Below are 11,770 nucleotides of genomic sequence, written 5' to 3'. Positions count from 1 at the left end.
ATACAGCACAGCATCCGTCAATTCCCTCTTGCTCCACGTGCAGTTGCGCATCTCGGCATATAGTGGGGCGATCTCCTCCCACTGCTCATCTGTCAAGTCGCTAGGGTACGACTCCCGTCCTTTTTCTTCCATATCTCTATTTTACCACGTTCTTTTCTCCTTGTGAATACAGGTTCTTAATTGCGTTGGATTTTCCGACGTCGGTTTTCCCGTTGTCGGGTTTTCCGACGACGGTTTATCCAACGACGGCGGCAAAGAAACAGGCTGCTCGTGGATGATGTATTCGTTGCTGCTGAACTTGCCGCTTTCATCCGTGGTCTGGTGGCGCTCGATGTACCCGGCCCGCTCCAATTCGTTGACGGCGGAACGAATAGCGTCCTTGCTCTCCCGGTTGATATAGCACAGGCCGGACAGGGTGTAATCCCAATCTTCCGGGAGGCTAAGTATCTGCGACAGCAGGCCCTTGGCTTTCAGGGACAGGGATTTGTCCCGCAGGTGGTAGTTGGACATCACCGTGTACCCCTTGTTCCTCTCCACGCGGAATACTGGCATGGTTCTCCGCTCCTTTCGGTGTCTGGACATGAAAAAACGCCGCAGACTTTTTTCAAAATCTGCGGCGTTTGCCTGTCCATACGCTATTCAGTTTTTGTGTTCCCACACTCCATATCAATGACGACTGAAACGGTGATATAGTCCTCAATGCGCTTATTGCGGAGTTTATCGCCCTCGGCGTCAAACACCACATGACGGGCAAAGTATTGGAAACACAGGATTTCTACGAGTTTTCTCTTTGTAGCAACACAATAGTCTCCACGTGGTTGGTGCGTGGGAACAAATCCACAGGACGGCCTCTGACGGTCTGATAGCCAAGTGTTTCAAGGAGTGCCAGATCCCGGGAGAGGGTTGCGCTGTTACAGGAGATATAGACAATCCGCTCCGGGCACATCTCTGCGACTGTGTGCAGGACATCCTGTGCACATCCTTTACGCGGGGGGTCAAGCAGTACGACATCCGGCCTGATCCCCTCCTGATTGAGACGAAGTGCGGCATCCGATGCGTCCGCACAAAAGAAGCGAGCATTATCGATTTCATTTTTCCGGGCATTTTCACGCGCATTTTCTACCGCCTGTGGGACGATCTCAACGCCGATCACCTCCCGGCAGAGATGCGCCATCGAAAGCCCGATCGTTCCGGCGCCGCAGTAGAAATCCAGCACAGTCTCCCGACCGGTCAGACCGGCATATTCGGCAGCGATCTGGTAAAGCCGCTCCGCGCCCAGAGCATTGACCTGATAAAAAGCGTGCGGAGAGAGGTCAAAACGCACCCCGCAAAGCAGGTCGCTGATCTGTGGTTTTCCGTAAAGGGTTCGGGTATACGGGCCAAGAATCACGTTGGTGTTGCGGTCGTTGGTGTTAAGCACCACTGATACCACCTGCGGACAGACCTTTAACAGAATTTGCACCAGAGTCTGTTCCTCCGGAAGGGCGCGGCCGTTGACAACGAGACAAACCATCACTTCCTCTGTCCGCTGCCCGTAGCGCAGATACAGATGCCGGAACAGCCCTTTTCCTGTGGTTTCGTCGTAGACCGGAACTCGAAATTCGGTCAGATAACCGAGCACTGCTTCCAAAAGTCCCCCGAAAAAAGCCGGCTGGAGTTTACAGTGGTGACAGTCGACGACCTCATGGGTGCGCGGCGCAAAAAAACCAGCAGCCAGCCTGCCCTTCTGCATCCGAACCGGATATTGCGCTTTGTTGCGGTAGCCGGACTCCAGCGGGGATGCCTCGATCGGTTCCAGGTCAATCGAAATCCCGCCAATCCTTTGCAGGTTTGACTGGACGAATGCCTGTTTATACCGCAGTTCCGCAGCATAAGAGATATGCCGAAACACGCATCCGCCGCACCTTTGGCTGACCGGGCAGTCAGGCTTGATCCGGTCGGACGAGGGGGTGGCCACCTGTTCGATCCGTCCATAGCAGTGCGTTTTGTTGACTTTTACCAGCCGAACCCGCAGCCGGTCCCCGACAGCCGACCCCGGTACAAATACTGCCATTCCATCCAGATGGCCGATCCCACTTCCCTCGTGGGTCATGTCCGAAATGATAAGTTCTACGATCTGGTTTTTCTGCGGCATCTGTGTTCCATCCTCATATTCTCAAGATTTTGTATCATCATTCCCAATGGCTGGACAATCGCGTGGATATTGAAAAAAGATTCGAATTTTGTCCCTTTTCAAAACATTTTTCGGTTTATACATTGTATCATATCTGTGGAGTTGTCTGCAACAAAAATTCCCGGTGGATGCAGGCAGTAAACAGGGCATTTTTCGACACTAATCTTACAGGGCTTTTGCTCGTATAGGCAAAGTGCGTCTTTTGGTTTCGAAATCCGCGCCAAGCGTGCTGGAGTTCGTTCGACTTACAGAGAGGACCCGGGAAAGGGGGCTGACGGTTGGAGCAAAAACCGATCATCAGCGTGCGCGGCCTGCGGAAGGTCTACCAGGTGGGGGACGAGAAGGTCGTGGCGCTCGGAAACATCAATCTGGAAATTTTACAGGGGCAGATTGTCTGCATTGTCGGGACCTCCGGCTCCGGCAAATCTACCCTGCTCAACCAGCTCGCCGGACTGGAAAAACCCACGCGGGGTGCGGTCTATATCGGAAAGACCAACATTTCCAAGCTGAACGAAAACCAGCTTGCGATCTTCCGGCAGCATTTCCTGGGCTTTGTATTCCAGTCCTATAACCTGCTGCCCACCATGACCGCACTCGAAAATGTTGCCCTGCCAATGATCTTTAAGGGGATTGGACGCAAAAAACGCAACAAAGCCGCTTTAAAGATGCTGGCGGCAGTCGGGCTGAAAAAGCGCGCCTATCATAAGCCGACCCAGATGTCCGGCGGACAGCAGCAGCGGGTCGGGATTGCGCGGGCATTCGTGTCCCATCCGAAGGTTGTATTCGCGGATGAGCCGACCGGCAACCTTGACACACATACCACCATTGACGTGATGAAAATGATGGTGCGGTTCGCCCGGCGCTACGACCAGACCTTGATTATTGTCACGCATGATGCGGAGATTGCCGACTATGCAGATCGGGTCATCACCTTGATCGACGGGGAAATCCGGTCGGACCTGATACACGAGCCGATTTACGACGGCCTTTCGGAGCAGGACAGGCCCGAGGCTGCCCCTCTGCCCGAGCTGCCCGAAGGGGAGCCGCCTGCGCTGCCGGAACCGTCCGGCCCCGCACAGGACAACATCTGTTCTGATGAAGCCGAAAACAAAGGAGAAATTACCATATGAACCGTTTTTGCAAATCTACATTTTCTCTGCTGCTCGCCACTCTCCTGCTGTTTTCGGCAGCGGGTATCTCGTTTGGGATGGTGCTCCAGAGTACACACGCTTATGCGGTCGGGCCATCAGTTGAAACGCCGGCCCCCGCTCCGGACGAGGAAGATCAGCAGGAGACTTCTGGACAGGATGAGCAGGAGAAACCGCAGGAAACCGAGCAGCCAGAGGAACAGCCTCCTGTATGGAATCCGAAGGATCAGACAATTAACATTATGGGCGAGGAGAAAAAAACAGAAAAGAAAGAGCTGATACCCGAACAGGCCATTCCGGAAAAGGACAAGTCGGACTCCGCGTTGACAATAAATCCGCCTAAATCTGAGAATAATACATCGGCAGGAGAGGAAGAAGATTCTATTAGTGACGATAACAACGATTCCCCAATAATCGAAGGGCATGTCTCGGCTGTACTTCTCAATGGCATTGACCTTACTGAAAACATGATCCGCATAGGAGAAAAGGGAAAATTAGAATTGGCGCTCTCTCTGAGCGGTATCACTTTGGAACAGTATGAAAGCTATCAGAAAACTATAAAATTTTCAGGAAGAAATTTCGTGCCTGATGAGCCAATTGAGCCTAGTTTCCTCTCCCATACAGAACAAAACGGTGTGCTTATTTGCACAGTCTCTGTCGAGGATGTCCTATACAATGGAATTTCCGATAAAATTGAATTTTCTCTTCTATTTTCGGATGGTTCCGGTTCATCCATCTCACTTGATTTCTCTCAAACCATTCGAACTGAAGCAGCATCAGAAAATTATGAAATTAAAAGTGCAATTTTTACCAACAGTGAAAATAACATTATTTCTCGTATTACCCGGGGAAACTATGCCAATCTTATTGTAACGATTCACGATTATGGCATTTCTGCCTCTAAGTTCAACTCCGTAAAAAACAAAACCAGTGTCAGTATCAATACCGATGTTTTTCGTACTTCAAATGCATCTATTAGCAACGGTACAGGGTTGAAAGGCGGCGGAGTTTCTTATGATATTACTTTTTCAGATGTATATTTCAGTGGGAAAGACAACAATCTTCAACTGATTATCGACTATGATGATCCCGATATTACCAAGCGGAGGTTAGTCCATACGCTGTCCCAATGCCAGATTTATGAGCCTGAACCCGATGACAATGACAATTATCCTGACGATGACGACGATCATGACAGTTCGTCCAGCAAGCCGGACATTCCGCCGCCAACCCCGAATATCATCGTCTCTACATACGACTACGGCGGCGGCAACGTGACAGCGGCCGGCAACTTCACCCTGACCATGACGCTGATGAACACCAGCAAACGGGTCAATGTGGACAACGTGGTGATGAAGCTGAGTGTGCCGGAGGCGTTCACGCTGACCAGTTCGTCCAATACCTTCTACATCGAGCGGATTGCAAAGCGTTCTTCGGTCGAGCGGACGGTGAACCTCTCGGTGAAGCCCAACGCCGATGCAATCTCCCACCCGATCAAGGTCAGCTTCACCTACGAATCGGTCATCAATGACGAACGCAAGCAGTTTTCCGCCGAACAGGACATCAGTATCCCCGTTTCCCAGCTCGACCGGTTTTCCCTCAACCCGGTGGAGATGCCTTCCGAAATTTATGTCGGCGAGGATTCCAGCATCGAAGCGACTTTTGTCAACAAGGGAAAATCGACGGTCTATAACGTGACTGCCGAGATCACCGGCAACCTCTCGCAGCCGGGACAGCGGCAGTTCATCGGGAATGTCGAGAGCGGCAAGGAAGAGTCCGCCGACTTTCTGATCGGCGCGCTCGAGGCCGGGACCATTTCAGGCGAAGTGGTGATCTCCTATGAAGATGCAAATATGAACGTCAACGAGCTGCGTTCGCCGTTCACCACGACTGCGGTCTCGTTCGAGATGCCTGCGCCGGACCCCGGCCTGGACGTAATGAATCCCGATGACATTGGAGAGGCACCTCCGGAGCCATGGTATCAAAAAATACCGGCCTGGGGCTGGACCACCGGCGGCGTGACAGCGATTATCCTGCTGTCGTTTGCAGCGAAAGCCATGCGGCGGCATCGTGAACTGAAACTGCTGGAGGACAGCGATGAAGATTTCTGACATGATCTCGATGTGCCTGGGCAACCTGTTCCGGCGCAAGATGCGTACCCTGCTCACCATCATAGGCGTGGTGGTGGGCACCTGCGCAATCGTGGTGATGGTCTCGCTCGGGCTTGGAATGAACCTCTCGCAGGAGGCGATGCTTGCAGAAATGGGCGATCTGACGATTATCAATGTGATGAACTATGGGCGCAATGAAAACGGCGAAAAAAGTGTGCTTGACGATGCGGCTGTCGCGCAGATTCAGGCGATGGACGGCGTTATCATCGCGACCCCGGTTTATAATCCAAACTATTTCCAGCCCACCCTCTATTCGGGAAAAAAAGACCGCTATCGGATGGGCTGGGCAACCGTTGTCGGTGTCTATTCCGAAGCTCTGCCGCTGATGGGCTACCAGCTTTTGGAGGGCGAATACCCGGAAGGCCCGCAGGAAAACCGGAAAAAACCGCTCAATGTCGTGGTGGGGGAATACACCGGCTTCGATTTTGAGGACACCAAAAGCAAGTACAACCGGTATACCTGGCCGGAAACCAACGAGCAGGGAGAACTGCTCCGCCAACCGTTTGTGGACGTGATGAAAGACGAAATTTACCTCTCCAGCAAGCAGCCCGATCAGGACGAAAAAGACAGCAAGGATGATGATACGGTGCATATCCAACGGGAGGTGCGCCCGGTGGCGCGGATCAAGGAGGACTGGAACAAGGGCTACGAAACCTCACGTGGAATTATCATGGACATCAACGATCTGAAACGTCTGGAAGAGGAATATATAAAGGCGAACAAGATCGTCGTGAACAAGAAGGACGACACCGGCTACAGCAATGTGACGGTGAAGGTGGAAACGATGGAGGATGTCGATCCGGTGGAGATGCAGATTCAGGCAATGGGCTACAATACCCGCTCGATGGAGACGGTACGTAAGCCTATGCAGGAAAGTGCACGCAAACAGCAGCTTTTCCTGGGGATGATGGGCGGCATCTCGCTGGTGGTTGCGGCTATCGGCATCACCAACACCATGATTATGTCGATCTACGAGCGTACCCGAGAAATCGGCGTCATGAAGGTGCTTGGCTGCGTGGTCGGCAACATCCGCACTGTTTTCCTCATGGAAGCGGGCGTGATCGGCTTTGTTGGGGGATGCGTCGGAGTTGCGATCAGCTATGGGGTTTCCTTTGCGATGAACTATTTCAACTTTTCCTTTTCCGGTGATTCCGGCATGGGCAGCATGGGCGGCGGCATGATAATGGGCGGTATGGGCGGCATGATGATGGACAGCGGCAGTTCGTCGCTGCCAGTCTCGGTGATCCCGCTCTGGCTGGTTGTGGCGGCTATCGCATTTGCCACTATGGTGGGGCTGGTTTCTGGCATCCTGCCCGCAAACCGCGCAATGAAAATTTCCGCCCTGGAGGCAATCAAACACGAATAAGCCTCTGTAAGAACCCGTATTCACAACCATTCGACACCGCCTGAGCGGGTCTTTTGCCGGCCTGCCGCGTTGAAAAATCCTGCAATACACAAAGTATTGTCCGCGTTTTTTCGCCTTGCAGGGCAGCAAAATCCCTCGCCCATCCGGCATCCTCTGATTATGAATACAGGTTCTAAGGCCTCTCTATTAGCTGGTTTACGCGCTTTTTGTATTCGGAATTTTTTTAAACTTTAACCGCTTTGCTTTGCCTAGGAACATACAAATAGAAAAAGAATGCTTGCAGCAAAAACATGTTTTTGCTGCAAGCATTTTGTACATGGAAAGACAGAGAACCATCTATCCCCCTCCGCCTGTTAGGGCTCCGGGGACTGGCAGTTGATCGAGTGAATCTCTTCGCAGATGGATGGTGCGATTTCAGAAGAGCCTGCCTCGGGGCGTCCGATGTAGAACCCCTGAAGATAGTCCACCCCAGACCGGATCAGAGTCTCCATTTCTGTGCTGGTCTCGATCCCTTCTGCAATCGAGCGAATGCCGCGCTCTTTGGTATAGGAGAGGATACTCTCCAAAAACTGGTGGTGCTTGGTATCAATGTCAATATCCCGGATCAGCTTCATATTGATCTTGATAAAGTCCGGTTCGATCTGCAAAAGCATGTCGTCATTGCTGTAGCCAGCGCCGAACCCGTCCAGCGCAATCTTGGCGCCCCATTTTTGGGCAAGCTGCAATTTATCCCGCATATACCGGTCGTTCTGAGGCTCTTTTTCGGTCAGCTCGATCACGATCCTAGGCAGCAGATCAGGATAGCACTTCTCAAGCTCGCGCACGATCTCCGGAGAAAGGATCTGGTTGGGCAGGGAATTGATGAAAAGATAGCAGTCATCCACCCGTTCGGGGAGTTCCGAAAAGCCTTTCAGCGCATTCTGCCATGTGCGGCGTTCGATCAAATGGAGCTTGGACTGGGCACGCGCAAGGGAGAGGATTTCATCGGTGCTTGGAAGGGTTGGAAGCTGGGAGCGCATCAGCGCTTCATAGCCAAAAACCTTCCCGCTGGCAGCGTCGACAATCGGCTGAAAATCGTAGGTAAGCAGGTTTTCATCGAGCAAACGGTTCAGTTCCTCGTTGTTGTAGATCAGATAGGATTCCTGCATATAGTCATGCATATTGAATTCCCGCAGCTCACCCTTGCTGGTGTGCTTGGCGGTATACATCGAAAAGTCTGCATAGTGCATCAACTGGTCATAGGCCTGGCTATCGTCCGGGAACCACGAGATGCCCGCCGAAGAGCGGAGGCGGAAGTTCGGATTGTCCGGCAGAGGCATCAGGATGCTGTCAATCTCCTGCTTCATCTTGCAGATCTGCTGGAAAAGGGTCTCCCGATCCTCAGCGCCATAGGAGAAGAAGTAGAATTCATCCCCTGAAAGGCGTGCAAGCACACGCGGCGAGGGGGCATGCTGCATCAGCGCATTCGCCATTTCGCGGATGTACTGGTCTCCGTAATCATGGCCATAGGTGTCATTGATATATTTCAGGTTGTCAAGGTCGCACATCACCATTGCGCCAACCTTCAAAAGCTGCGGACGCTCAAACATTGCGCTCAGAGAGACATAAAACGCCCGGCGGTTGAGCAGCCCGGTCATCGGGTCATGGTCACGCTCATACACCAGCTTCTGTCTGGCCAGAACATCGTGTGTGATGTCCTCTGCGATGCCGAATACCCGCCCGGGGGACTGCCCCTGTTTAATCCGGATCCAATGAAACTCCCCTTCCTCATCCTTGCGCCGGACAACGACTTCCCGGTCGGAAGAAGGCTCCTCTACGGTAAGTGGAAGGGAATGCATCAGCGTGGTAAACTGGGCAAATTCCATGTAGCCGCTTGTCCCATTCCCTACCGAGATGCCAAACAGATCGAACAGATGGCTTGTGTAATAGACAATCCCTTCGGAAAGCCGCCGCTCAAAGGCGCCGATATTCGAACTGGTCATCTCAATGATGGAGGACATCCGAGAAGCCGATTCGGCTACCTCCCTGCTGAGAGACTCGACCGCGGTGGCAAGCTCATCAATTTCATTGATCCGGATGCGCTTGAACCGGAGCGGCAGATGCGGATTGCTGCTGCGCACTTCGTGGATCAGCTGTGTGATGGGGTGGGTCACGATCCGGCCCATCAGGAGAACGCCTCCCACACCGATCAGAAGTGTGATAAACACATCAATGACAATGGTTCGGGTAATGAGCTTTGAAAAATTGAACAGGTTTTGAGCATCCATAACCCCGATCAGATACCATCGCTCGGCCTGGAAGGGGGAGGTTTCAGCATACAGGTTTAGATAATGAAGACAGGCAAAAAGCTCCAGATTGTTATGCGGATTCAAAATCTTGTAAACCAGGTCTGGGTCTTTGGAAATGGTGGAGGGATCGAGCGAGAGAAAAAATTTGTCATCCTCAAGGACCATCGAAGCAGAAGGCCCATTCGAAAGCAGATGGTCAAAATCCATACTGCCCTCCCGATTCATAGCAAGCAGATAGGCGCCGTTTCCACTCGGGCCCAGCTCGGTGTAAGGAAGCAGGCTGCGCAGATAATTGCAGGAAAGCTCGATCCCGAGGATGCCGAATACCTGATTGTCCTTGGTGCGCAAAGGCATCGAATAGGTGATCACATCCAGGTCGCCGCCGCAGAGCCGGAAAGGCGGGCTCCAGTAGGCCAGCTCCTGATTGGAAAGTTCGGGATAATGAAGTGCCGCATAATAGGGCTTATTAAAATAGTTGTCATTGGAAATGGTGGACGAATTGCCAAACCGGAAGGTGGGGTACCAACTGCGGCTGACCGGGATCCCGGTTCTGTGCATGATCGTGGAAGGGCCGCGTTCAATGGACAGATCCGAGTTGTCTGCTTCCTCCTGCAAAGGGTGCAAGTTGCGCAGATAAAGCCCCGGACGGAAAAAATCCGAGGCTTCCCCGACATCCGGCGCCCGGTTGAGCACCAAAAAAGCACCTGAAACCGTTTGACGGCGGATCAGATAGATCAGGTCGGGGGAGAACTGCTCCAGAAGCTCTGTAGTCATTCGTTCATCCCGCATCACTTCCTGAACTCCGAGGTCGGAGTTTTTCAGAAAGAGTTCGAATGTATTTTGCAGGGCGCGGGCAGAGTCGTTGATATTGGTCCAACGGTTCTGGATCTCCCTTTCCATATCGTTTCTCCGGTTGACAACCCGCTGATCCAGGATTTCTGTTGCATTGTGATGCAGCTGATCCAACAGCCCTCCATGGACCATCACAGCCAGGAACAGCGCGGACTGGATAAGCAGAATCAGTATGACAGGCACGACCATTTTATTGGCAATCGAGACAGATTTTCTTTTGTACATCTCACCCATTACGCTTTCTATATGTATTTTACAGTAAATAAAATTAGGAAAAAAGTTTTTAAATATATGTATATGTCGTATATTATATCACGCTTGAAAGCGGATGTCTATTGTGAAAATATCCAGAAAAATAGCATTATATCTACGCCTGCTTCTGTTTTGGCTGCTCCACCCAGCAGGCTCCCTGGCAGGGCGGAGAGCCTGTGTGAGAATTCGCAATAAAACGGCTGTTTTTTTCAAATTTTCATATTTTTTTCATATTCTTATGATATAATATGATATAATAGCTGTAAAGCAGCTATTATATCGGGATTATGGCCAGGACGATACGCAGGCAAAGCCCGCTCCCGTCCCTATGGCCGATTATATCAAATCACTTCGTGATTATGATATAATAACCACGGGATGCGCAGATAAGTCCGCCATTTGAAAAGCATTGGTTTGGTGGTGCACTTCTGCGTCCTGTTTCCATTATATCATGCATCGGGCTGTGATATGATGGGAGTAAACGTAATTTTGATCCAAATATTAGGAGGAATGGCAAGTGAAAATCAGACAGCTGATAACGGCATGTACGAGCGTATTGGTTCTCGGCAGCGCATTTTCGGTTTCCGCATTTGCGGCGGATCTGACCGAAGCGCAGGCCAAAGGGACGGCAAAAGGCTATATCCCATCGGATAGCATGCTGCTGCGCACCGAGCTGGACCATAACAGCTATGATTTCAAATTTTATAGCGAGAGCCGTAAGGAAACTTATGAAATTGAAGTGAGCAGATGGACTGGAAAGGTGACCGACTTTGAGAGTGAACTTTCGGGCGCATGGGGCAGCCAGACAGCGACCATCACTGCGGAGGATGCCAAAAAGGCGGTGACAGGCGAGATCAAGGGTGCGGAGATCCTCTCATCGGTGCTGGATGAGGATGACTGGCTGAAAGAATATGATGTCACCTTCAAAACAGATACGGTTTATGGCACTTATGAGGTCCACCCGCAGACCGGAGCTGTCCTCAAGCGGGAGATCAAGTTTGTCGAAACGCCGCTCGCTGTCACCCAGCCGGCAGAGCAGAATCGGGTGAACATTGCAGACCGTTCATCCGGAAGCACTCCGGTGAGGGGTTCCAGCCTGATTACGCCGCAGCAGGCAAAGGAGATTGCGCTGTCCAATGCGCCCGGCGCGTCTGTGCGGAAATGTGAGCTTGATTACGATGATGGGATTGCGGTCTATGAGATCGAGCTGCGCAACGGACCGATTGAGTATGAATTTGAGATCAATGCATCCAATGGGAATATTTTGGACCTGGATATCGACCACGACGACTAAACACTGCCCGGAACCGGAGAAAAACGCTCCCTCGGGGATGCGCTTATTGAAATCCGTCGGAAATGGTGCTATAATTGAAGTGCTTGAAAGGAACCAGAAGGATTCTTTTCAAGCCTGCGGCAATCTCGCTGCAGGAGGCTGCCATAAGCAGCCTTGCTTCAAATTCTCATAGTCATCCGGTACGCCCAGTCGTGTTGGTGGACTGTTGTCCGCCGCTTAAAAACAG

The 11,770-nt window shown here is 51.8% G+C and carries 5 protein-coding genes and 2 pseudogenes; 4 read left to right on the top strand and 3 right to left on the bottom strand.

Going from position 1 to position 11,770, the window contains the following annotated elements; all coding sequences use genetic code 11:
- Positions 1-171 precede the first annotated feature (171 nt).
- Both C814_RS17710 and rlmD read right to left on the bottom strand, forming a co-directional pair.
- Positions 172-552, bottom strand: a pseudogene (locus C814_RS17710) (helix-turn-helix domain-containing protein); the annotation flags it as partial.
- A 223-nt stretch (positions 553-775) separates the two neighbouring features.
- Complete coding sequence (rlmD, locus tag C814_RS17705; protein ID WP_016316783.1) at positions 776-2,134, bottom strand: 23S rRNA (uracil(1939)-C(5))-methyltransferase RlmD; 1,359 nt, start codon at positions 2,132-2,134, stop codon at positions 776-778.
- 317 nt (positions 2,135-2,451) lie between these two features.
- Between rlmD and C814_RS17700 the strand changes: the two are divergent.
- From C814_RS17700 to C814_RS17690, 3 genes and pseudogenes are all read left to right on the top strand, one after another.
- Positions 2,452-3,138, top strand: a pseudogene (locus C814_RS17700) (ABC transporter ATP-binding protein); the annotation flags it as partial.
- A 161-nt stretch (positions 3,139-3,299) separates the two neighbouring features.
- Positions 3,300-5,432 carry a COG1361 S-layer family protein gene (locus C814_RS17695; RefSeq protein WP_016316781.1) on the top strand — a complete coding sequence of 711 codons (2,133 nt, stop codon included), beginning with the start codon at positions 3,300-3,302 and terminating at the stop codon, positions 5,430-5,432.
- The gene (locus tag C814_RS17690; RefSeq protein ID WP_016316780.1) at positions 5,419-6,858 is read left to right on the top strand and encodes an ABC transporter permease; all 1,440 of its coding nucleotides are present in this window, start codon (positions 5,419-5,421) and stop codon (positions 6,856-6,858) included. Before C814_RS17695 ends, C814_RS17690 begins: the two co-directional genes overlap by 14 nt.
- A gap of 353 nt (positions 6,859-7,211) precedes the next feature.
- Here the strand turns inward: C814_RS17690 and C814_RS17685 are convergent, their stop codons facing one another.
- Complete coding sequence (locus tag C814_RS17685; RefSeq protein WP_016316778.1) at positions 7,212-10,223, bottom strand: bifunctional diguanylate cyclase/phosphodiesterase; 3,012 nt, start codon at positions 10,221-10,223, stop codon at positions 7,212-7,214.
- 544 nt (positions 10,224-10,767) lie between these two features.
- Between C814_RS17685 and C814_RS17680 the strand changes: the two genes are divergently transcribed.
- A complete protein-coding gene (locus tag C814_RS17680; RefSeq protein ID WP_016316777.1) occupies positions 10,768-11,544 on the top strand; it encodes a PepSY domain-containing protein in 777 nt (258 codons plus the stop codon).
- Positions 11,545-11,770: the final 226 nt, after the last annotated feature.

Source organism: Anaerotruncus sp. G3(2012), assembly GCF_000403395.2.
In the GTDB taxonomy this organism is placed as follows: domain Bacteria; phylum Bacillota; class Clostridia; order Oscillospirales; family Ruminococcaceae; genus Anaerotruncus.
Note: the sequence above shows the minus strand (reverse complement) of the source record. Positions and strands in the feature narration are given on the sequence as shown.

Bases quoted from the DNA above. Each gene is read 5' to 3' on its own strand.
- C814_RS17690 (WP_016316780.1), top strand. From the start codon at position 5,419: ATGAAGATTTCTGACATGATCTCGATGTGCCTGGGCAACCTGTTCCGG.
- C814_RS17685 (WP_016316778.1), bottom strand. From the start codon at position 10,223: ATGTACAAAAGAAAATCTGTCTCGATTGCCAATAAAATGGTCGTGCCT.
- rlmD (WP_016316783.1), bottom strand. From the start codon at position 2,134: ATGCCGCAGAAAAACCAGATCGTAGAACTTATCATTTCGGACATGACC.
- C814_RS17695 (WP_016316781.1), top strand. From the start codon at position 3,300: ATGAACCGTTTTTGCAAATCTACATTTTCTCTGCTGCTCGCCACTCTC.